Here is a 22,583-nt window from a genome sequence, read left to right as displayed (position 1 = left end):
CACTAGGTGTTTGGGCGTTATTCATGTATTGGGCAGCGCTTCAAATGCGCGAACGATCGCAGCCTGAGTGCTTCTTGCTGTATCGTTTTCGTCATATAAATTGATGCGCTTGTTGCACGAATTCGTTTTTTCGCTTGGAACAACTTGCGCGTAGCGTTCGGACAAGCCCCATACAGTTACTGCCTTTAGATGCGAGTTCTCTGCGGCAGATAGAATTAATCTTTCAAAAATAGTGCCATAGTCCTCTGATGAGAAATTTTTGTCTCTTGCGACGAACTTGCATGAAGCATCCAGTTCGGTGATGTGGACCTGCAGATTACGTTGCTTCAACTCGCGGCAAAATTTTCCAAATGCCGTTACATCCAGCGAGTCAAATCCCGGACGGAAGTGTCCCTGTATCCCAATGCCATCGAGAGGAGCCCCTTTTGCAAGTTGGCGATCAATCAATGATAGAAATGCTGCTCGTTTCTTATCGAAATTTGCACCTTGTTTTTCCAGATGGGTTTCGTTGATGAGTAGTGTGGCGTCGGGGTCTGTTGACCGAGTAATTCGTAATGCTGAGTTGATATATTCCTCACCAAGTAGTTTATGAAATATTGATGTGCGTATGAGTTCGCTATCGTATTCGAATGGTTCGTTGACTACGTCCCACGCATGCACCTTGCCAGCGAAGTGGCGAACTTGCGTCTGGATATGGCGACGCATCACGGCCTCAAGCTCTTGAGGTTTAGTGATTGCATTCATGTTGCCTGGTAAATTATGCCAGACAAGCGTGTGGCCATGTACACGAATGTTGTTGGCCTTGGCGAAGTCGACTATTTTATCCGCATCCGTAAAATCAAACTTGGCGCGCCTCTTCTCGGTCGCGGCCCATTTCATCGCATTTCTCGGCGTCAATGATGTGCAGTGATCAACATATAAAGCTTTGAGATCGTCGTGTTGCAAGTCACTGGAATCAATCGCCGAGCCGAAAAAAACACCCTTCTGTTGCGCAAGCGGTGCTATACGGTTTGCTGCTGGCACTGAAAATGCATTTGCCGGATGAATTGCAGGAGCTGATAATGTTGCCGCAGCCAAGCTCAATAGAAAATTACGTCTAGAGAGGGTAGTTGGCATAATGGTGTTATCCTTACCTGTTGCGGATCGTGGTCGGATATCGACCGAGCACTGCTTTCTACCATACCCATGGAAATAGAAAGCGCGACATGTTTTTGATGGCGTTTAAGAACAGATTTTCGCATTGCAGCAAAGATAAATTGATTTGGCGGAGTTGATAAGTTATCAAATCCTGATTAACGCTGGGTATTTTTTACATTTAGGTTTTAATTATTAGGGTGATAAATGGTTCGATCTGGGCGTAGCGGGCGGTCCGCTCGTGTGCTTTATTATCTGGAACGCTATTTGCCAGCATCTCAAGCTTTTGTTGCGCAACAGTCAAAAGCACTCAGTCGGTATGAGCCAGCGTTTCTCGCAGGGAAAACGGTAGCATCTCCTAGTCGTGAAATTTTCGAAGCTGAGGTTCACGCAATCAATGCTTCCATGAAAATGCGAAGCGCGGAGCTCGCTCTCAAGCTATTTCGTTTTCCACTGGTCGGGGCATTCCCGAGTATTCCGCAGTCAGATTTGTTGCACGCTCATTTTGGGAAAAATGGATACGTTCTCTGGCCACTCGCAGATGCCGCCCAAAAACCACTCATCACTACCTTTCATGGTTTCGATGCCACTTACAATGGCGACCCAAAAACGCCCGGCGGGTTTAATCAAGTCCGTTTTTTCTCAAAAGGGCGGTCTCAGATGGCGAAGGGTAATCTGTGGAATGTTGCTGTCTCGGACTTTGTTCGAGACCGAATGCTCTCTCTGGGCTTTCCGCCTGAGCGTGTTTTTCGACATTACGTCGGTGTTGACACAAGCCTTTTCTCGATGCGTCCGCGACGTCGTCGCAAGGGCCTCGTCGTATCCATTGCAAGGTTTGTCGAGTACAAGGGGCACCGTTTCATGATTGATGCTCTGTCGCGTGTTGCTGCACAAGGCATTCCCGTTGAATTCGTGATGATTGGCGATGGTCCGATACGTAAAGAAATTGAAATGCTCGCGCGAAAGACTTTGCCCAAAGTTACTATCCTGGAAAAACTGACTCAGCCCGAAATCCGGGATTTGTTGGCAGAAGCAGAGATATACCTTCACGGAAGTGTGACATTGGATAATGGACATGCTGAAGCATTTGGGCTTGCCAATCTTGAGGCCGAAGCGGTTGGCACACCTGTTGTTGCTTTTCAATCGGGGGGGGTAGGTGAGGCCGTTGAAGATGGTAAAACCGGAATGCTTCTTTCTGAGCGAGACGTTGTTGGTATGGCTAACGCGATCGGTGCTCTGTTAACAGATAGTAACCAGTGGACGAGTTTCAGTCGTCGAGGGCCAGAGATGGTGCGGGAGCATTTCGATATAACCTCACAAACGAGTAAACTGGAAGATTACTACGACGAGGTGATTTCGGAACACAGAAATAAACGGCCTGTATGAACCTAGTATCAAAGTGGTGATGTTAAGCGAGGTCCAGTAGCGAATCGAATTGGTATTCGTCGTGATCTTTGGTGTTTCGCCAAAATTTGGTCTCACCTATTTTTTATTTGTTTTGTCCTACAACGTTGGAAAATTTCAATCTAAGTTCATCTGCTGAGAAATCGCAGCGCTGGCTGGCAGAAGTGCCGCCTCCTTTGCAAACGCAAACACGACACTGGGCATAGTGAGGGGCTGCGACATGACAATAGACACAGATATCGGTTTTCGACAACCGCCACGTCGAATGAGCAATAGCCGTGTGAATAAGCTTCTTATTCGAAAAGAAACGGCATCTCGTTTTTTGCTAACGAGCATGTTTTATTTAATGCTCTGGCGTGCAACCGGAATGTGGTATGGCTATCCAGCCGTCTTCGGGGAGGGTTCTGAAGGAGGAGATTCACTTCTGGCAATGAAGGCCTTGCTTTACTGCCAAATCCCTCTTCTCGGTCTATACATTTGCCTCGAGCCACAACGTGTCTTGTTTTATTTTAAGTCAATTTCGCCGTTGGTTGTAGTTGTTATTGTTTCCTCTGTCTGTTCGCTTCTTGTATCAATAGATTTTGGAGCGTCGCTTCGTGGATTGGCTGCGCTAACTCTTTTCACGCTTCCTCCGCTCTTTTACCGTTTGAAATATGGAAGCGCTGAGACTTTTCGCGCTTTTAGTAAATTTATAATCGCGGCCGCATTTTTAAATCTGGCCTATATAATTGTATTTCCCAGGTTCGCTATTATGGGGGGCTCCTACGCCGGTATGGTAAAGGGGCTCTTCTACCATAAAAACATTATGGGCCAGTTTTGTGCCATTGGCGTTATAGTTTTACTGTCCTTTAGCAGGCCGAAACGTAGCCTGACATGGTCAACATTGATCAAGTTACCGACTATAGCCGTGTTGCTGCTTTTGGTGCTGCTGTCCCGTTCTTCCACTGCTGTTGTAATGGTTGCCGCCGGTATTGGGACTATTTTTGCCATTGGAATAGTACAACGTATACCAGGAACTTTTGTTAGGGGAGGCGTACTTGTTGGATCAATTTTCCTTTTGGGTTTCGTAGTTTCCTCTCTTTACTTGGGGCTTGCTGCAAGCATTGCGGAAGGTTTTGGTAAAGATCTAACGTTCTCAGGGCGTACGAATATCTGGGAGCAACTTTTACCGCTCGTGTATGAGAGACCGCTTTTGGGCCATGGCTATGGCGCTTTCCGTCAGCCGTGGGTTATGGAAGAATATGTGAATTTGGCCTTTGATGCGCGATCTGTTCACAACACATATCTGGGCATCGCTCTAGATATTGGCGTGCCCGCTATGTTGATGTGGGCATTATTTACATTTACTAGAATTTGCAAAAAAATCATCACGGAGCAACGCACCTCGAAAAGTCTCGAATGGCAGTCAAAAGAGGCTGCTATCATTCTGCTGGTGCTGACTGGCGGTATGATGGAGGCAAATATGATGCTTGCTCCTAACGTCCTGTGGCCCATAATGGTTATGGCGCTACCACTTTCATCGGAGCATGTTGTATCACGGAGAAAAGCATATCGTCGCAGATGACAATAATCGATTTTACTGATATATCATGATCAATTGAATATGTATTTTTGTTGAGTTTTTCTCGGTGCTGAAGTTTTTTCGAGTAAATAACGGCTTGTTATTTCAAATTTGAACGATCTGCTTTAGCGTCCCGAAACTCAATTCTGGGATGATCCTGCCACAACAAGAGGCAGGAGCCCGTCTATGACTACGTACTACGTCAACTCGTCAGTCGGTGCTGATGCGAACGCTGGGACGTCAGTGAATGCTCCACTCGCGTCCTTAGCTGCGGTAAGCGCTCTTAAACTGAAACCCGGCGACGTCGTGTTATTTAGCTCTGATAACGAATATCAGGGCCAACTTGACGTCAAATACTCCGGCACTGTCGAAAATCCGATAACGTTCGGAAGTTACGGCTCCGGCGAGCCGCCGGTGCTGACTGGTGGATCAGTTGGTATTTACGGTTCCAAGACTTCAAATATAGTCATTGAGAACCTCGCTATTGAAAAAACTGTCGGTAACGCAATCTACGCTGGCAGCGCAAGCAACTGGACAATTCAAAACGTGACGGTGGCGGACACAGGTACATCCGCGAAGGCTGGGTCAATAAGCTTTCAGTCTAGCAGCAACATCACAATTAGCGAATGCCACATTTCACGGACTGCCGGTGATGGGATTTGGATGTTGAATGTGAAAGGTGCGAACCTAGTCCGTAACGAAGTTTCCAATGCCTATGGGCATGACGCAGATGCGATTCAGTTGAACTCAAGCAGCAACATCTTCTTGAAAGACAATGTCCTGGATATGTCTGGCAATAATAGCAGTGCTAAAGGCGTATTGGTGCTTGTAGACGCCAAAGGCGCCCTTGTAGATGGTAACGTTATCACCGGTGGTGGTTTCGGAATCAGTGCTCAAGGTCAGGACATAACGATTACTCATAACGATATATCTGGGTATCATGGGTATAGTTGGTCTTACGGCATCGGACTTGGCCAACAGGTCGACGCTAAAAATTACATTATTAGTGATAACTACATCCACGATGGTGTATGGGGGGTGTCGGTAAGTGCCGCTGGCACTGACACTCTGACTAGAACGGGAATCAGTATAACTGGCAACCATTTCGACGATTTGAGTTCCGCCGCTCTTAAAGTCGACCGCGCGGCCTCTGGTTTGTTTGAGGGTAATGTAATTACCGAATCTGTGAGTAAGGATATTTACCTTTCACAGGCCGTAAAAGATGCCGGTACTTTTTTGACTATTCCAAGTGAGATTGCTTCTACTGGTTATCAAACTAGTCCACCTCTTGTCGTAGAGGATACCCGCGATCTTCCGTTAGTTCCGAATCCAAACGAAATGGACCTTGGTTCGCATTCTTCCCCAACTGCTATTGCCAACTACCTAAATGCTGGTTCAGACACGCTCGTGTTTACTGACGTCAATGAATTGTCTTTTTCTGGAAACGTATTGACTAATGATTATTCCGGAAACGGTGTTCTTTTGTTGCGTAATTTAAATGGATCGTCATTTAAACACTCGCCTGTGATGAATATCGAAAGTAAATATGGTGTTCTACATATCGAACGAGATGGTGACTATACATTTACCGTCGACGTGGACCAATTAGATTCATTGTCAGGAGTAGTAAAAGAGACGTTTCAGTATAAAATTTCGAATGGAGCTGAGATTGACGCGGGGTATATTTTCATTTCGATCGACGCAGACCGTATCCTTACATCCATCGTGGTAGACGACTTTCTCTAGATACTTTCGTGTAATAATACTGTGGTTCTTCGCCACAGTAAAAAACCCGGTGAATACACCGGGTTTTTGATTTTTTAATTAAAGCTCGGAGCTTAACCTTAGACAAGAAGGTCCGGTGTTGAGAGTGCTGGGATAGAAATTTTCAACACACCAACGTCAGTGGTCTGAGCATTATCGAACTCGCCAAATGCATCGTCGTAAATGCGGAACTGGAAGCGCTCAGTCGCAGCTTCAGTAAGGCCAAGTCCTGCTTCGTTGAGAGTATATGTGTACGCTCCGCTACGTTCGATATGCAGATCGCCATACAGTCCATTGATGACAGTAGAGCCGTCAGGCTGAACAAATTTGAGGATATAATCGTTATGGTTCGCAGTGGAAAAATTTTCACCGCCGAGTCGGCTAACAGAAATATGGTTCTCTGCTGTCAAATCGCCGCTTATGAAATTTCCGCTAACCTCTACCGTCTGGTTAACCGCGACAGGTTTTGTATGTTCGCCTTTAATTGTAATTGTCAAATAGTCAAAGTCTGTCCGTCCACCACCGTCAGAAACCTTGTAGCCAACGCGCTCGACCAAGCCGCCAGCCGGTACTTCTTTTATGTCAGGGTGGAGTGTGTATGTGTAGTTGCCGTTAGGGCTTACTTTAAAGGTTCCGTAAGTACCCTCAATGATCGTAATTTGTTCCAAGCCTTTCTTTGCGCCGACCGTCGAACCATTGAGCGAGCGCAAATAAATGGCTCCGCCGTCCGCTGAATCGTTCGCTGTAATATTGCCTGAAATGGAACCGTCAGGATCATTGAGGTAGATCGTGTCGAAATCAGCAACTGCAGTAGGTTTTGCCATAAAAAATACTCCCATTATTGGACTATGAAAAAAATCGGTGCGTCAATTACTTCCGATTAACTAATTATTGACCATTAATTTCTCGCAGTCGAAAGTCAATAACTTTCTCTAATTAAGAACGTTAAGGTTACTGCGATTTGCTGTTTTTTTATTGGATGTTTGATTAATTTTCTATCGGTTTAGAGTGAAACGGCGTCGAGTTTGGTGTCCCGTGCGAATATCTGCCTAATCGCTGCAGTTGTTGTTTTAGGATTTGTTGGCTTTTTTGTGTCGGGTTGTCGATACGTGTTGTCGGTGCAGGTAAATCGACTTGCGGCAAGTGCTTCCGTATTTTCGATGTGAAGTAACTGATTTCTGATTCTTTCCTTTTGGGCTTTTTTCGGGTGGTCCTCCATAAAGATGTTTTCTCGAGAGGGTAGCCGCTAGCCATAACTGCTCGAGCCGGTGCGTTACGTTTGACGCGCGATTCTTTATAATTGCAGGTCCAAGTGTAACCAGATCCGTTACTGGGCGGCCGTTGCCCTGCTGTCGGTGGCGCGGGTTGTGAGCAGGGCTAAATCTCTAGAGCAGTTATCCGCTCGCGGCGGCAAGGTTTCATGCTGCTTTTGGCGCTTATTGAGTCTTTCGGTGTCGTTGCATTGGGCTCTTGGCTCCTGATCTGTCGCTTCTTTCCACAGGCTTCCATTCACGCTCTAGCCAAATTCAATTTGACTACTCATGACATATGACATATGTCATGAGTTAAGAAGAGGAGGAGCTTTATGACTGATCTGTTTAGCGTTGAGGGAAAGGTAATTGTTGTAACCGGTGGGCTTGGCCAGCTGGGAACGGAGTTTGCCTCATCGCTCTTGAGTGCCGGTGCAAAGGTTGCGATTTATAGCCGGCGGCCGATCGATGTTGCGGCGATTGACGAAAAATTTCCGCAACATGGCGGTCGCCTAAAGGTCTATGTTGCGAGCGTCACCGACAAGGAAGCGCTTGAGGCGGCGACAGATGCTCTGTGCGCGGAATGGGGCGTGCCGCACGCCCTGGTCAATAATGCCGGCATTGACAGCAAGCCAAATGGTGCGGCGGATCAGAATGGCCCGTTTGAGAGCTATCCCCAGAAATACTGGGATGAGATCATTGATGTGAACCTGACCGGCGTAATGTTGTGCTCGCAGGTTGTCGGCGCGCGTATGGCGGAGGCTGGCCGCGGCAGCATCATCAATGTAGGCTCTATCTACGGCATGGTATCTCCTAATCAGGCGCTTTACGCTTATCGTGAAAAACGCGACGGCGTTCCCTTCATAAAGGCGGTGTCCTACGCGGCCTCGAAGTCTGGATTGCTCAATCTGACGCGCTATGTGGCCACCTATTGGGCGCCGAAAAATGTGCGCTGTAATCTCATTTCGTTTGGTGGCGTCAAGACAGGCAGCTTTGATAAGGAATTTGTCGATGCATTTCTGGAGCGCGTACCTTTGGGACGTCAGGCGGAAAAGGGCGAGTATAACGGTGTAATCCGCTTCCTGGCTTCCGATGCCTCAACTTACATGACCGGCTCAAACGTCGTGGTCGATGGTGGGTTCACTGCATGGTAAACGCAACGGCAATCTCTGCACCCGATCGCGGCAAGCTGCATATGCAGGTGGTCGCGGATATTGAAACCCGCATCCTGACCGGCGAATTGCAGGTGGGAGAGCGGCTTTCTTCGGAGGCAGAGCTCGCCCGCAACTTCGGTGTCAGCACGCGTTCTGTGCGTGAGGCGCTGCAAATCCTTGAAACGAGAGGGTTGGTACGCCGTCGCCACGGTGAGCGTGCGGAAGTAGTGCGTGACGATGTCGGGCAATTCATGGAATCGCTCGTTGCATCAGTCGGTTCGCTTTTTGCGCGCGACACGGCCTATCTCGTGCAGGCCATGGATGTTCGGCGTATGATCGAGCTTGAAGTGGTTGGACGGATTGCTGCCGGAGAAGGGCAGCTTTCGGAAGCGGTCGTAGCCTCCCTTGATGCCATGCGTAACTCTGTTCGCAACAATGACTTCTCGCAGTTCACAGAGGGTGATGCATCATTTCACCGGGCACTGGTTCAGTCGCTTGGCAATGAAATCTTATCGTCGCTTCACGGCAATCTGCACACTCTGATTGCCGGGGTCATCAAGGTGGCCAGTCGCGTACCGCGCAAAACCTTGGCCGATGGTTTGGCTGAGCACGAAAACATCTACACGCTGATCCGCAGTGGCGACGTTGAGGGCGCCCGTTCTGCAATGCGTGAACATATCGATAACAGTATGGCCTATCTCGAACAGGCCATGAGCAGATCCGGTAAACGGGAGGAAAAATCTGAATGAGTGCCTATGACTACAACAACGTGAACTGGGATGCGATCAAGCGGCTGTCTCGCTGGTACTCCGGCGATATCCATGACGTGATGGACAATCATGGTTTTTACGGCTTTCTGGATGGCATAACCCTTCACGGTGTTCTCAAGCCAGGTCAGGTGGTTTGTGGGCCGGTGTCCACGGTGCGTTACACGCCGAGTACCCGTAAGGGGCAGCCGCAGGATGTCTATCACGGCGCGATCGATGCTGTGGTGAAAGGCGGCATCATTCTGGTGGATGCTTCCTGCGCAGAGGGTTCTGGCACAGGTGAATTGATGTCTACGGGCGCAAAAACTGCTGGCGCTGCGGCAACCATCGTGCACGGCACCGTGCGTGATCTGGCCGAAGTCCGCAAGCTCGACTACCCGCTGTTTGGGCGTGGTGTCAGCCCGGTTGGTGTTTCAGGTCGCATGGAGCCGACGGAAGCGCAGGTCGAACTCGACATCAAGGGTGTGAAAGTGAGACCGGGCGATGTGATTTTTGCAGATATTTCCGGTGTGGTGGTCATTCCTCAGGAACTGGTTGCGGTCATTGCCGATGAGGCGGATCGCAATGGCGAGGGTGAAGCTCAGTGCCGAGAACGCATCCTGTCCGGTGAAAAGCTGAGGGATGTTTGGCCAGTCGGCTCAACCGGGCCGGTTTGATCAAAGTCTTAATAAAGGACTACGGGGCGCCCCGGCGCCTCGAACTTAAACGGCTGCGTGGAGGCGGCCTATTCGGGAGGAGAACCAATGTCATTTTTTAAGAAAGCCGCTCTGGCGGCATGTGCTGTCGTCGCTTTGTCCGGTCAGGCGTTTGCGGAATATCCTGAGCGCGCGATCACCATGATTATCCCATGGGCGGCTGGCGGCGGAACGGATGCCACAGGCCGTATCATTGCAACGATGCTGGAAGAGAAACTGAAGCAGCCCATCACGGTGGTCAACCGCACCGGCGGTGGCGGCATTGTTGGTCACCAGGAACTGAAAAATCTGAAATCGGATGGTTACACAATCGGCATCATCACGACCGAACTGTCCATGTACAAGTCGGTTGGCTCGTCCGATATATCCTACCAAGATTTCACACCGATCGGCCTTTATAATGCTGATCCTTCTGCAATTTTTGTACGGGCAGATTCACCCTATAAAACCATTGATGACCTGATTGCTGCCATCAAGGCGGATCCATCCACCATCAAGGCAAGCGGCGCCAATTTCGGCGGCAATAACCACATCGCCTGGGTAAGTCTGGTGCAGCTTTTGGGTGCGCCGGCAGAAAAAGCCTTTTGGGTGCCAACGGATGGTGCCACCGTGTCGCTGCAATTGCTGGCGTCTAATGCCATCAATGTAGCTGTTTCCCAGTTCCCGGAAGCCAAGGCATTGGTCGATGCGGGTGAGATTCGACCGCTTGCCTATCTCGGAAACGAGCGGAACGAGAAAAACCCGGACGTGCCGCCGATCAGCGAAGCGGCCGGTATCGAGTTTGCTGTCTCCGGCTGGCGTGGCGTTGCGGCTCCAAAGGGCATTCCCGAGGACGTCCAGACAAAGCTGGCCTCCGCATTGGAAGAGATCGTTACCAGCAATGATTTCAAAACCTTCATGGACGGTCGCAATTTCGGCGTGAACTGGAAGGGCGGGGCTGACTTCGAAACCTACCTGAAGCAGCGTGATGACGCGTTCGGCGCTGCGATCAAATCCGCCGGTATCAAAGCCAATTAATCGGGTTTACGAGCGGCCGGAAGTCGGCCGCTCATCTTCTCTTAAAACGATACGTCATGGGAACGCTGACAGTGTTCAGCATCACGCGTTGCTATGCCGACTGTCCCTGCGAACACTTGCAGAAGGAGACCGCGTATGACGACGGTCAATCGACTTGATCTTGTAATATCCGTTCTGTTTGCGCTGGTTGGTGCCTATGTGCTCGTCGGCTCCATGGAGCTGAAAGCCATGCCGGGCATGGCGGTTGGACCTGGTTTATTTCCGGCCATTACCGGTGCCGGTATGCTGTTCTTTGGCCTTGTTATGCTTGCCCAGACGTGGATGGGACGTGGCACGGATGCTTCTGATGAGCTGGCCGTGGACGAACCAGCCGAAGATGACGGTGGACCGATAACTCTCATCGACCGGCTTTATAACCCGCTGTTGTTGTTAGCGATCCTTGCATTGATCCTGCTTATGCCTGTTCTCGGGTTTCTCATCACAGCCTCCATTTTCGTTTTTGCGATGGTGATGCTGGGTGGCGGCGGATGGTTGCAGGCGATCATTTTCGCAGTGGTCATGACCGGACTGACCTATGCGCTGTTTGTTTATGGATTACGTGTGCCGGTGCCGGTCGCGATGTGGGGTTGAGCCATGAATGCATTTATTGATGCCTATTTTCTCGTCTTCAATCTTGAGACGTTGCTTGTCATCGTCGCCTCGTCGATATTCGGCCTCTTTGTCGGCGCACTTCCCGGTCTGACGGCGACAATGGCAACCGCCCTGCTGGTGCCGTTGACCTTTTACATGTCACCAATACCGGCCATTGCGGCCATTATTTCCTCAACAGCGATGGCAATCACCGCTGGCGATTTACCCGGGACGCTGCTTCGCATTCCAGGCACTCCCGCCTCTGCCGCATACGTCGAAGATTCCTATCGCATGGCCCAGAAGGGACAGGCGGGACTTGCGATTGGTATCGGCGTTATCGGCTCGGTCCTCGGCGGCCTGTTCGGCTTTGTATTCCTGATGTTCACCGCGCCAGCTTTGGCAAAGTTTGCACTTGGTTTTTCCAGCTTTGAATATTTCTGGCTGGCGGTACTCGGCCTGAGCTGTGCTGCTCTGATTTCCTCCGGTGGCGTTGCTAAAGGCGCTCTTTCATTGCTTCTCGGTCTGATGATTTCGCAAGTCGGTGTTGATCCGCTGACCGGCACGCCACGTTTTACATTTGGTGTGTCTGAACTGACAGGTGGAATCAGTTTCATTCCGGCGATGATTGGTATGTTTGCCTTGGCGGAAGTCATGCGTACTGGGCGTCGCTTCAGGCTGGACATTCCGCAGGCCAATGTGCGCAACCCGTTCAAGGGCGTTATGGCCTGCCTGTGGAAATATCGCAAAAATCAGGTTCGCGGTTCAATCATCGGTAGTCTTATCGGCGCTTTGCCGGGTGTCGGCGGCGATCTTGCTGCCTGGGTAACCTATTCACTGGCCAAGAAAACCTCCAAAAACCCCGAGCTGTTTGGTAAGGGCCATCCGGAAGGCCTTGTCGAGGCGGGTGCTACCAACAATGCGGCGCTCAGTGCCTCATGGATTCCGGCCATGGTTTTCGGTATTCCCGGTGATGCCGTGACAGCGATCGCCGTTGGTGTACTAGTCATGAAGGGCATGGAGCCAGGACCGCAGTTGCTGACCACTAATCCGCAGAACTTCTACGCGGTCATGCTGGTGTTTGTGATTGCCAATATTCTGATGTTGCCGCTTGGATATGTTGCCGCTCGTTCAGCGCGGTGGATATTCGAAGTGCCACGCGCATTGCTGAATGCGGCAATTCTGTTGTTCTGCGTGGTTGGATCCTACTCCATCAACAACACGATGTTTGGTGTAACGGTCATGCTGGTGTTGGGTGTGATGGCGTTCTTCATGGAGAAGTCCGGCTTTGCCATGGCGCCGGTTATCCTGGGTATCGTTCTTGGCCCTCTGGTCGAACAGAACTTCACGACGTCAATGATCATCACCAATGGCAATGTGTTTGGGCTTTTTGAACGACCCATCGCTGCCGTTCTGGGCGTCGCTTCCATTGCGGTCTGGGGACTGTTCATCTTTGGAGCAGCGCGGAAGACGTTTAAACCAAAGGCCTTGGCCGGTCAGGTGATGTAAGGGAAATGGCTTTTAGCCATTTCCCTTACAAAGATAAGGCGTCATGATCGACGTGACGATACGGGCAGCGGCTTCGGGTCGGGGGTGCAATCCGTCAGGAATGGCGGATTCCAGCTCATTTTTTGTCATTTTGGACCAGCCGGGATAATAGTCGACATATTCATAACCGCGGGCAAGTGCCTCGTTGCGTTGCATGTCGATGTACCACTCGAGTAATGGGCGCATCGATCCGCGCATTCCGTAAACCGGGTTCATGCGTGTCATGATCACCCGGGTCTCTGGCAGTTCTTTTTTGAAACGATCAAAAATAAGTGCGATGTTTGTGCGGCTGCGATCGCGCGTCATCAAACGGTTGATGGCAGCGTCATTGGCATAAAACTCAATCAACACAATATCTGGTGCAAGTCGGACAACATCATCGACATGCGAAACTGCCCAGTCTGATGTGCCGCCGCTTTGAGCAACCTTGAGCACTTCAACTTGCCGGTTGAGGCATGAGGCGAGCGAGGTCTGCAGCGGCACCTGCCAACCACCCTGATTGGTCAGGGATGTTCCAAATGAAACGATCCGCAGTGGCTTGGAGTTATCCTCGGCCTGTGTTGGCGCTATCATGGCGCAACCCCAAATCAATGCGGCGACAGCAAGCTTGGACAGCTTGACCGGGCTTTCCACTATCATGTGCGTTACGTCGAAATGAGGAAACCACATCAATTTAATTGCGCCTTTATGATTGGCCACAGCTCGTCTGCGCCAGAGATATTGCAGCATCGCATTAATTATCTGCGCTGAAAATAGAAACATAAACAACCGGTAACGAATAATTTCCTATTCGGAAAATGCCTGTTGTATCATTCGTCCACAGGCAAACAATTATTGTGTTTACAACTGACATGTTACCTGAATATATTGCTGCTATCAGACTGGAGGAGCATTCAATTGACAACAGCTTTCGGCCTTTCGGCGGCTCTCACGACGCCTTTTGATGAAGCAGGCAACATTGCTTTCGCAACCATGACGCAGCACGCCAAGAACTGCCTGGCTTCCGGCTGCGACAGTGTAACGCTGTTCGGCACAACGGGTGAGGGAAGTTCAATCGGCAGCCGCGAACGCGGTGCAGTCCTTAAAGCGTTTGCAGAAGCGGGCATTTCTGGCCGTCAGTTCGTAGCAGGCGTGCTGGTTGATTCTGCAGAAGATGCAGCGGATCAGTCGGCGCAGGCTCTGGATGCCGGTGCGCGCAATGTGTTGTTGGCGCCGCCATCCTACTTCAAGAACGTGTCTGACGACGGCCTGTTTGAGTGGTTCTCAATGGTATTCGAACAGCGTGGCAGCAAAGCAAGGGACGTTATCGTTTACAACATTCCATCGGTAACGATGGTGAAGCTTTCGGTCGAGCTGGTTGGCCGGTTGCGCAAGGCGTTTCCGGGCGTCGTGACCGGTGTAAAGGATTCCGGTGGTGACTGGGCACATACCGAGCGTCTTTTGAAAGAACATGCAGACCTGATCATTCTGATCGGTGATGAGCGACATCTTGCCCAGGGCACGCGCCTTGGTGGCAAGGGTGCGATTTCGGGCATGGCAAATGTCATTCCGCAGGAAATTCGCGCCATGGCCGTCGATGGCAAGGAAGATCAGCGCGTCGTTGATCTCGTTGTGGAAATTTTGAAGTATCCGGTCACGCCTGCGGTGAAAGTACTGGTTGCCCGCACGACGGGTGACGCGGTATGGCACAATGTAAGGCCGCCACTAGTAACGATTCCATCCGAGGCGCGGGAGAAGATCGCGCAGGTTTTTGATGGACTTTTTTCATCAAAAGCAGCTTGATTTACGGTAAGGTTAGAGGATTGCATGGACGAAACCGGCGAGCAGATCACTCTGAGAGAAAAGGCGTATGAGAGCTTCACGCGCCATCTGCTCGCTCGTGACGTCCGCCCGGGGCAGTTCATCTCGCAACGGCAACTTGTTGGCCTGACGGGATTGACGTTGGGAGCGATCCGCGAACTTATTCCACGGCTTGAGGCGGAAGGTTTGATAAAAACCGTTCCGCAACGTGGACTGCAGATTGCCCATATCGATATCAACCTCATCCGTGAGGCCTTCCAGTTCAGAATTCTGCTGGAGCGCGAGGCCGTGGTACTGTTTACGCATTCTGCCAGCGATGAAGCCGTTCAGAATTTGCTGAAGCTGCATCGTGATATTGCGGCGGAACTTCAGGAAAAGGGCGCGTCTGCCGAGCTGGAACAGCGAGCGCAGGCAACGGATTGGGGCATGCATAATGCCTTTGTGGATGCGATGGGCAACTCGATCATCTCGAATGCTTACCGTGTCAATTCGATCAAGATGCGCCTCATCAATCAGGAGCGTTTCCGTATCGATGGACGTGTCGGGCCGGTTATGGGGGAACATCTGGCCGTGCTTGAAGCAATAGAAAAGCGCAATGCCCAAGAGGCGGTGCAGAACCTGACCGCGCATATCAACAATGCGAGGGACCGTTCACTGGCAATATAATCAGGGCTTAACAGGCCTGTAGGGTATGAGAAGCAAGCCGTGCGGAGGAGTTGTACGGCGAATAAGAGGAGGACTGGCATGACATCGTCATTATTGAGACCAACCCGCCGTACGTTTTTGGCGGCAAGTGCTGCCTTTGGTAGTGCAGCCCTGCTTGGCGCACGCACAGCATCGGCTGCAGTGGACTGGAAGAAGTTCTCTGGCACCACGCTGGAAGTTAATCTCGTCAAAAGCCCACGCAGTGAGACGTTGATCAAGCATCTCAAGGAATTTGAAGAGCTCACCGGCATCAAGGTCAATGCTGAAGCCACACCTGAGCAACAGCAGCGCCAGAAGACGGTTATCGAGCTCAGCACAGGTAAGCCAAGCTTCGACGTTGTGCACCTCAGCTACCACGTTCAGAAGCGCCAGTTCGAAAAGGGCGGCTGGTTGGCTGATATAAGCGGTTTCCTGAAGGATCCGTCGCTGACCGATCCATCACTTGTGGAAAGCGATTTTGCTGAGGCCGGCATGTTGTTTGCCAAGGATTCCAACGGGGTCCTGCGTTCGCTGCCATTCTCGGTGGATTACTGGATTGTCTATTGGAACAAGGAATTGTTCGAGCAGAAGGGGCTTTCCTATCCGACGACCTTTGAGGAACTGGTCGATGCTGCTGAAAAGATCACTGACCCATCGACAAACACTTATGGTTTCGTTGCGCGCGGTCTGAAAAACGCCAACACGCCGGTCTGGACGTCGCTGTTGCTGGGCTACGGTTCCGGTCCTATTGATGCTGATGGAAAACTGCAGACGACCTCCAAAGAAGCGGTCGAGGCGGCAACGCTCTATCAGCGTCTGATGACCAAGGCGGCACCTCCTGGTATATCCGGCTTCAATTGGGCGGAAGCACAGTCGGCCTTCCTGCAGGGCAAGGTCGGCATGTGGTTCGACGGCGTTGGTTTTGCACCGCCAATTGAAGATCCGCAGAAGTCCCGTGTTGTTGGCAAGGTCGGTTATGGTGTCATGCCAAAGGGACCGGCGACACAGGCTGCCGGTACCTTCGGTGATGGTCTTGGCGTGACCGAGGCCAGCACCAAAAAAGAAGCAGCTTACCTGTTCTGCCAATGGGCGATTTCGCATGAAATGGGTGCCCGCCTGCTACAGGCCGGCGCCGGTGTACCGTTCCGCCAGTCCATTCTTGAAGATGCCAAGGTGCGTGAAGGCGTGAAAATGCCAAGTGCTTGGCTTGATGCTGTTTCCGGCTCGGGCAAGGTATCCAAGCTGGCTCTGCCGGTTATCATTCCGGTGACGGAATTCCGCGACATCTACGGTGTTGCGCTCACCAACATGATTGGCGGCGCTGATCCAGCAACTGAACTGAAGAACGCAACAGCCCAGTTTGAACCCGTACTGGCACGTAGCGAGGGGCAATGACAGCCGTGAGCATCGATAATACGATGACGCAAGGCAAACAGGTAAAAAAGAGCAAGCCTTCAGGGCTTGCTCCCAATTACTGGCCTTTCGTTCTTCCCGCCCTCGTGGTCGTTGCGGCCGTGATTGTTTTTCCCTGGGCCTTCACCTTGTGGATGAGCGTTAATAGCTGGACACTGGGCCAGGAACGGGTCTTTGCCGGTTTTGCCAATTATGTGCGGCTGGCCCAGGATATGCGCTTCTGGGAATCCTTGTGGCATACGACGGTCTACACCGTGCTTTCTGTCGTTTTACCGCTGTTTCTCGGCACACTTGCGGCTCTTGTATTCGATGCCAAATTCCCGCTGCGTGGGTTCCTTCGCGGTGTGTTCGTCATGCCGATGATGGCAACACCGGTTGCTGTGGCGCTGGTGTGGACAATGATGTTCCACCCACAGCTTGGTGTACTCAATTATCTTCTGTCCTTCATCGGTATTGGTGCTCAGGAATGGATCTATAACCAGTCGACGGTTATTCCTTCGCTGGTGCTTGTAGAAACATGGCAGTGGACACCGCTGGTTATGCTGATTGTGCTTGGTGGTTTGGCGGCCGTGCCGCGCGAGCCCTATGAGAGCGCTGAAATCGATGGCGCAAACGCGTGGCAGAAGTTCCGTTTTCTGACATTGCCGATGATCGCGCCGTTCCTGATTATCGCTGTTATCATCCGCTCGATCGATGCCGTGAAAAGCTTCGACATCATCTATGCAATGACGCAGGGTGGTCCGGGCACGGCGTCAGAAACGATCAACATATATCTCTACAACACGGCCTTTGCTTATTACGACATTGGTTACGGCTCTGCCATGGCAGTGGTTTTCTTCTTAGTCATTATCGCGCTTTCCTTTGTGCTTCTGATGGCACGCCAGCGTGCAAACTGGTCTAATGCGGAGGGACGCTGATGAGACGCAAAACACTCGACAGCATCGGCATGTTATTCGTGGCCGTTGTGATGGTGTCGCCTGTCATCCTGTTCTTTCTTTGGATGATATCGCTGTCACTTAAATATGAAATCGACAACGGCGCATACCCGCCCATTCTCATTCCTGAAAACATCGCCTGGTCGAACTATGCCAAGGTTTTTGAAGAGAATAACTTCCTGCTGTATTTCTGGAATTCCGTGTTGGTGACGGGTGCTGCGACAATCTTGGCACTGCTCATCGGTGTGCCTGCCGGTTACGGCATTGCCCGGTTGAAGGCGGAAAAATCGGCGGTTGTCATCATGATCGCCCGTATGACACCCGGCCTTTCGTTCCTCATTCCGCTGTTCCTGCTGTTCCAATGGCTAAACCTGCTGGGTACCCTATGGCCGCAGATCATCATTCACCTGGTGGTAACTGTGCCAATCGTGGTCTGGATCATGATTGGTTACTTCGAAACGACGCCCATGGAGTTGGAAGAGGCAGCCAGCATTGACGGCGCAAGTTCATGGCAGGTGTTCCGTCTGGTTGCCTTGCCGATTGCCAAGCCGGGTATCGTGGTGTCGTTCATTCTGGCGCTGATCTTCTCATGGAACAATTTCGTCTTCGGTATTGTCCTTGCCAGCCGTGAGACCCGTACTTTGCCGGTTGCCGTTTACAACATGCTGTCCTTTGAACAGGTCAGTTGGGGACCACTTGCAGCGGCTGCGCTGATTGTGACCCTGCCAGTTCTTCTGCTGACAATGTTTGCACAAAAGCAGATTGTCGCAGGTTTGACGGCAGGCGCGGTCAAGGGCGGTTAAGCGGGCTAAACGCCCGTTCACGAAACGATTTTCGACAGGAATATACACATATGGCACCCGTCAGTATTCAAAACGTCCAGAAACACTATGGCGCCGTCAAGGTCATTCACGGCATCAGCGTTGACATCACGGATGGAGATTTTGTTGTCCTCGTTGGCCCATCGGGCTGCGGAAAATCTACACTTCTGCGCATGATTGCCGGACTTGAAGAATTGAGCGACGGCGAAATCCACATCGGTTCTCGTGAGGTTTCGCATCTGCCGGCGCGCGATCGTGATATCGCCATGGTGTTCCAGAATTACGCGCTCTATCCGCATATGACTGTGGCCGAAAATATGGGCTTCGCACTGAAGCTGAAAAAAGCAAGCCCTGCGGAAATCAAGGAAAAGGTCCATCGGGCAGCGACCATTCTTGGCCTCGACGCATTGCTGGAAAGATACCCGCGCCAACTGTCTGGCGGCCAGCGCCAACGCGTCGCGATGGGACGTGCCATTGTGCGCGATCCCAAGGTGTTCCTGTTCGATGAACCGCTTTCCAACCTTGATGCGAAATTGCGCGTGCAGATGCGCGGTGAAATCAAGGCGATGCATCAGCGCATTGGTACGACAACCATTTATGTGACGCATGACCAGGTTGAAGCCATGACTATGGCCGACAAGATCGTGGTTCTGCATGATGGTTACATCGAACAGGTTGGCGCGCCGCTGGAACTCTATGACCGCCCGGCCAATATCTTTGTGGCAGGCTTCATCGGTTCACCATCGATGAATTTCATCGATGGTCGTATCGAGGAAGGTATTTTCCGGACGAAAAACGGATTGACCTTGCCACTGCCGAAGGACGTGGCTGCCTCGGCTCATGGCCGCGACTTGGTTTACGGCATTCGTCCCGAACACATCAGGGCTGCTGCCGGTAACATTGAAGGCACGGTCACACTGGTTGAAGGCACTGGCTCTGAAATCTATGCCAAGCTGAATTGCAACGGTGATGAAATTGCCTGCCTGTTCCGAGAACGTCTCAATATTCAATTTGGCAGCACGGTCGGCATTTCTGTAGATACGGATCATATTCACCTGTTCGACAAAGAAACTGGCAAGCGTATTTGAGCAACGTGACAAAGCGTATTCTGTGTGTCGGGGCATCCGTCCTCGACACGATCTTCCGTGTTCATGACCTGCCAAAGGGCGAAGGCAAATTATTGCCTTATGACATGCTGGAGATTGCCGAGGGCATGGCAGCCAGTGCTGCTTATGCCATCGTGCGATTGGGCGGGTGTGCCAGCCTCTGGGGTGCGGTTGGCAATGACGAAACTGGTGTCCGGATTTTGCGTGATCTCGGTGACGACGGTATCGACATGTCCGGCATGACGATTGCGGAGGGTGCCCGTTCAGCACTATCGACCATTCTGGTCGATGATCTTGGTGAACGACTGATCGTACCATTTTACGACCATCGCTTACATGATACGGCAAAGGCCTTTGATGATGCCGAGATCGCCGGATTTGATGCCGTGCTGGTGGATGTTCGCTGGCCGAAGCTTGCGCTTGCGGTGTTGCAGGCCGCAAGGCGCGTTGGTATTCCTGCCATTCTGGATGGAGACGTTGCACCCGTCGAGGTATTGGAGCGACTGGCGCCGGCTGCCAGCCACATCGTGTTTTCCGAGCCCGCCGCGACAAGTTTGACTGGTCTGGATGATGCCATCGACATGTTGCTGGCCTTGCGGAAAAAGTTGCCGGATACACTTTTGTGCATTACGGCCGGCTCAAAAGGCTGTTTCTGGCTGGAAAACGCCTCAAGCACAGTCCAGCATCAGGCGACCTTGACTATCAAGGCGGTTGATACCCTGGCTGCTGGCGATGCTTTCCATGGTGCCTTTGCATTGGCCATCGCCGAAGGTTTGCCACTGCGCGACACGATGCGACTTGCCTCTGTCACAGCTGCGCTGAAATGCGAAGTGTTTGGTGGCCGTCGTGGCATGCCGACCAGAGCGCAAGCGCACGATGCTCTGGAACGTCTGTAACGTCTCTTGCCAGTTATTTGGCTAGAAGGTCAAAATGGCTTCAAAGCCATCTTTTTTTCCTGATGCGGGCGAGGAGAGGGTGAGTTTAGCGTTCATCTTCTCGACGAGATTGCTAACGATCGCCAGGCCAAGACCAGAACCGGAGGCCTTGGTTGGTCCACGGGTGAAGCGCGCCGTCAAACCGGCGAAATCTTCTGGGGTGATCAGTTCGCATTCGTTGGCAACACGCAGGCGATTGCCGTTTTCGACAGAAATTTCCACCATGCTGTCTTGCGGGCTGTGCACCAAGGCATTTTCCAGCAGGTTGCGAATGACAATGCCGAAGGCATCCGGATTGATGTGGCGTTCAAGTTGTACGTCTTTGCCAAGGTGAAGATTGATCCGACCGTCACCAATTGACATTCTCTCGAGGTCACCAACGACGATTTTTATCACCGGCACGAGGTCTGTCAGCGTATCGGAAATACCGATGCCGGCATCGGCGCGCGACATCTGGAGAAGCTTTTCTGCCAGACGACCAAGGTGTGACAGTGACTGTTCAATCTGGTCGATGCGTGGTGAAAACTCTGTCGGCACTTCTGCTTTCAGACGCTGTGCCTGGGCAAGCGCGCCCGCAATCGGCGTGCGCAATTCATGGGCACTGTTGGAGGTAAATTCCCTTTCCGCTTCGAGGGATAACCGCAGACGTTCAAGCAACAGGTTCACTGAACGGGCGATCGGATGTAACTCGGCCGGCAGGGGGCTTGCATCAACAGGCACCATATTGCCGCTGTCTTTGCGTCCGATATCGTCCCGCAGTTCTTGGATCGGGTACAAGGTGCGACGAACCACAAAGATAACCGCAGCGATGCTGGCAGGGATCAGAATGATAAGCGGCAGGAACAACGCCACGCTTGCTTCAACAATAGCTTCGCGGCGATTGGCAAAAGCATCTGCCACCTGCAGGAAAATCGCACCGTCAGGGGATACGGCGGTATAGATGCGCTGTGTAGACGTGTCTGCAAAACCCGCAACGAGCGGCACATCAAAGGGCTCGGTCGAACTGTCATGCGAATGAACAAGAACATGTCCAAGCCGGTCACGCGCCTGATAGGTCAAATACTCCTTGCCAGCGGCTCGCTGCGTTAAGTCGAGTTGCGCGGACGATACGCCACCTTCCTGGATGTCATTCACGACAAGCGGCAACAAGCGCTCAGCCGTTTCTTCAACGGCGCTGTCGAATATCTCTGCAAACTCGTCCTGCATCACCATGATGCCAAGGCTGGAGGCAAGCAGCCATGCCACCGCAACCACAGCGGTTACGGCGTAAACGAGCTTGCGTGTCATGCTCATTTTGGCGTTCATTGTTGCCTCAACGGATTGTGTAGCCAATGCCGCGCACGGTCTCGATGCGGCCATGCCCGATTTTTTTTCGCAGACGGCTGATGTAGACTTCAACCGTATTGCTCTCGATTTCAGCGCCGAATTCGTACAAGGTTTCGCTGAGCTGGGTCTTGGAAACAAGTGCGCCGGGACGCTCGATCAATTTGTCCAGAACCGCCCATTCACGTGCGCTCAATGACACGGGCTTGCCGTGGACATCAATGCTGCGTACCGCCTGATTGATCTCGATATCCGGCAGGGTAACAACCGAGACCGACCTGCCTTCGTACCGACGTGAGACTGCCAGCATACGCGCCGTCAACTCGCCAAGATTGAAAGGTTTGACAAGGTAATCATCCGCACCGGCATTCAAGCCTTCAATTCGGTCGGAGACCTGATCATGGGCGGTCAGAATGATGACGGGTGTTGAATCATGGGCGGAGCGCAGGGTCTTGAGCAGTGTAAGCCCTTCACCATCGGGAAGGCGCAAATCCAGGAGCACCAGCCCATAATTGACTGTCTGCGTTGCTGCGATTGAATCTGCCAGGTTCTTGAACCAATCCACAGCATGGCCTGCGGCTGCTACGTGATCACGCAACGCCTCTCCAAGCACATAATCGTCTTCAACCAGAAGGACCCGCAAGA

General features: G+C 51.7%; 21 protein-coding genes. 16 read left to right on the top strand and 5 right to left on the bottom strand.

The genetic code is table 11. From position 1 onward, the window contains the following. Positions 1-21: 21 nt before the first annotated feature. Complete coding sequence (locus IB237_RS13605; protein WP_192489197.1) at positions 22-1,116, bottom strand: endo-1,4-beta-xylanase; 1,095 nt, start codon at positions 1,114-1,116, stop codon at positions 22-24. 225 nt (positions 1,117-1,341) lie between these two features. On the opposite strand from IB237_RS13605, the gene IB237_RS13600 reads away from it, so the two are divergent. From IB237_RS13600 to IB237_RS13590, 3 genes are all read left to right on the top strand, one after another. Continuing rightward, the gene (locus IB237_RS13600; RefSeq protein WP_192489196.1) at positions 1,342-2,520 is read left to right on the top strand and encodes a glycosyltransferase; all 1,179 of its coding nucleotides are present in this window, start codon (positions 1,342-1,344) and stop codon (positions 2,518-2,520) included. A 238-nt stretch (positions 2,521-2,758) separates the two neighbouring features. Next, a complete protein-coding gene (locus tag IB237_RS13595) occupies positions 2,759-4,102 on the top strand; it encodes an O-antigen ligase (protein ID WP_246787897.1) in 1,344 nt (447 codons plus the stop codon). Between the two features lie 183 nt (positions 4,103-4,285). Beyond that, positions 4,286-5,845: a right-handed parallel beta-helix repeat-containing protein gene (locus tag IB237_RS13590; protein WP_192489195.1), complete on the top strand. Its 1,560-nt coding sequence runs from the start codon at positions 4,286-4,288 to the stop codon at positions 5,843-5,845. Positions 5,846-5,943: 98 nt separating this feature from the next. Here the strand turns inward: IB237_RS13590 and IB237_RS13585 are convergent, their stop codons facing one another. Beyond that, complete coding sequence (locus IB237_RS13585; protein WP_192489194.1) at positions 5,944-6,687, bottom strand: Ig-like domain-containing protein; 744 nt, start codon at positions 6,685-6,687, stop codon at positions 5,944-5,946. 761 nt (positions 6,688-7,448) lie between these two features. Here IB237_RS13585 and IB237_RS13580 point away from each other — a divergent pair. The 6 genes from IB237_RS13580 (at position 7,449) to IB237_RS13555 (ending at position 12,882) form a co-directional block, all read left to right on the top strand. Next, the gene (locus IB237_RS13580; protein ID WP_192489193.1) at positions 7,449-8,267 is read left to right on the top strand and encodes an SDR family oxidoreductase; all 819 of its coding nucleotides are present in this window, start codon (positions 7,449-7,451) and stop codon (positions 8,265-8,267) included. Then, on the top strand, positions 8,261-9,016 hold the full coding sequence (locus IB237_RS13575; protein ID WP_192489192.1) for a FadR/GntR family transcriptional regulator: 756 nt from the start codon (positions 8,261-8,263) through the stop codon (positions 9,014-9,016). Before IB237_RS13580 ends, IB237_RS13575 begins: the two co-directional genes overlap by 7 nt. After that, entirely contained in the window at positions 9,013-9,690 is a 678-nt protein-coding gene (locus tag IB237_RS13570) for an RraA family protein (RefSeq protein WP_192489191.1), read from the top strand. The genes IB237_RS13575 and IB237_RS13570 overlap by 4 nt, the downstream gene beginning before the upstream one ends. Before the next feature lie 87 nt (positions 9,691-9,777). Beyond that, positions 9,778-10,746 (top strand): tripartite tricarboxylate transporter substrate binding protein, encoded by a 969-nt coding sequence (locus IB237_RS13565; protein WP_192489190.1) that lies wholly within the window; start codon positions 9,778-9,780, stop codon positions 10,744-10,746. 135 nt (positions 10,747-10,881) lie between these two features. Continuing rightward, positions 10,882-11,376, top strand: coding sequence for a tripartite tricarboxylate transporter TctB family protein (locus IB237_RS13560; RefSeq protein ID WP_192489189.1), 495 nt, complete (start codon positions 10,882-10,884; stop codon positions 11,374-11,376). 3 nt (positions 11,377-11,379) lie between these two features. Then, positions 11,380-12,882, top strand: a complete 1,503-nt coding sequence (locus IB237_RS13555; RefSeq protein WP_192489188.1) for a tripartite tricarboxylate transporter permease — start codon at positions 11,380-11,382, stop codon at positions 12,880-12,882. A gap of 12 nt (positions 12,883-12,894) precedes the next feature. Here IB237_RS13555 and IB237_RS13550 read toward each other — a convergent pair whose 3' ends face one another. Continuing rightward, entirely contained in the window at positions 12,895-13,560 is a 666-nt protein-coding gene (locus IB237_RS13550) for an SGNH/GDSL hydrolase family protein (protein WP_246787895.1), read from the bottom strand. A gap of 258 nt (positions 13,561-13,818) precedes the next feature. Here IB237_RS13550 and IB237_RS13545 point away from each other — a divergent pair, with 258 nt between their 5' ends. From IB237_RS13545 to IB237_RS13515, 7 genes are all read left to right on the top strand, one after another. Then, positions 13,819-14,703, top strand: a complete 885-nt coding sequence (locus tag IB237_RS13545) for a dihydrodipicolinate synthase family protein (RefSeq protein WP_192489187.1) — start codon at positions 13,819-13,821, stop codon at positions 14,701-14,703. Between the two features lie 24 nt (positions 14,704-14,727). After that, complete coding sequence (locus tag IB237_RS13540) at positions 14,728-15,387, top strand: GntR family transcriptional regulator (protein WP_192489186.1); 660 nt, start codon at positions 14,728-14,730, stop codon at positions 15,385-15,387. Positions 15,388-15,465: 78 nt separating this feature from the next. Further along, on the top strand, positions 15,466-16,800 hold the full coding sequence (locus tag IB237_RS13535; protein WP_192489185.1) for an ABC transporter substrate-binding protein: 1,335 nt from the start codon (positions 15,466-15,468) through the stop codon (positions 16,798-16,800). Further along, positions 16,797-17,735, top strand: a complete 939-nt coding sequence (locus tag IB237_RS13530; protein ID WP_192489184.1) for a carbohydrate ABC transporter permease — start codon at positions 16,797-16,799, stop codon at positions 17,733-17,735. Before IB237_RS13535 ends, IB237_RS13530 begins: the two co-directional genes overlap by 4 nt. Then, on the top strand, positions 17,735-18,556 hold the full coding sequence (locus IB237_RS13525; RefSeq protein ID WP_192489183.1) for a carbohydrate ABC transporter permease: 822 nt from the start codon (positions 17,735-17,737) through the stop codon (positions 18,554-18,556). The genes IB237_RS13530 and IB237_RS13525 overlap by 1 nt, the downstream gene beginning before the upstream one ends. Before the next feature lie 50 nt (positions 18,557-18,606). Continuing rightward, positions 18,607-19,662, top strand: coding sequence for an ABC transporter ATP-binding protein (locus IB237_RS13520; RefSeq protein WP_192489182.1), 1,056 nt, complete (start codon positions 18,607-18,609; stop codon positions 19,660-19,662). Next, positions 19,659-20,576: a sugar kinase gene (locus IB237_RS13515; protein ID WP_192489181.1), complete on the top strand. Its 918-nt coding sequence runs from the start codon at positions 19,659-19,661 to the stop codon at positions 20,574-20,576. The genes IB237_RS13520 and IB237_RS13515 overlap by 4 nt, the downstream gene beginning before the upstream one ends. A gap of 21 nt (positions 20,577-20,597) precedes the next feature. Here the strand turns inward: IB237_RS13515 and IB237_RS13510 are convergent, their stop codons facing one another. Both IB237_RS13510 and IB237_RS13505 read right to left on the bottom strand, forming a co-directional pair. Continuing rightward, positions 20,598-21,908 carry a HAMP domain-containing sensor histidine kinase gene (locus tag IB237_RS13510; protein ID WP_246787893.1) on the bottom strand — a complete coding sequence of 437 codons (1,311 nt, stop codon included), beginning with the start codon at positions 21,906-21,908 and terminating at the stop codon, positions 20,598-20,600. Positions 21,909-21,927: 19 nt separating this feature from the next. Continuing rightward, on the bottom strand, positions 21,928-22,581 hold the full coding sequence (locus tag IB237_RS13505; protein ID WP_192489437.1) for a response regulator: 654 nt from the start codon (positions 22,579-22,581) through the stop codon (positions 21,928-21,930). Between the last annotated feature and the right edge of the window lie 2 nt (positions 22,582-22,583).

This window comes from Agrobacterium sp. AGB01 (assembly GCF_014851585.1).
In the GTDB taxonomy this organism is placed as follows: domain Bacteria; phylum Pseudomonadota; class Alphaproteobacteria; order Rhizobiales; family Rhizobiaceae; genus Agrobacterium.
This window is presented reverse-complemented; position numbering and strand designations above follow the sequence as displayed.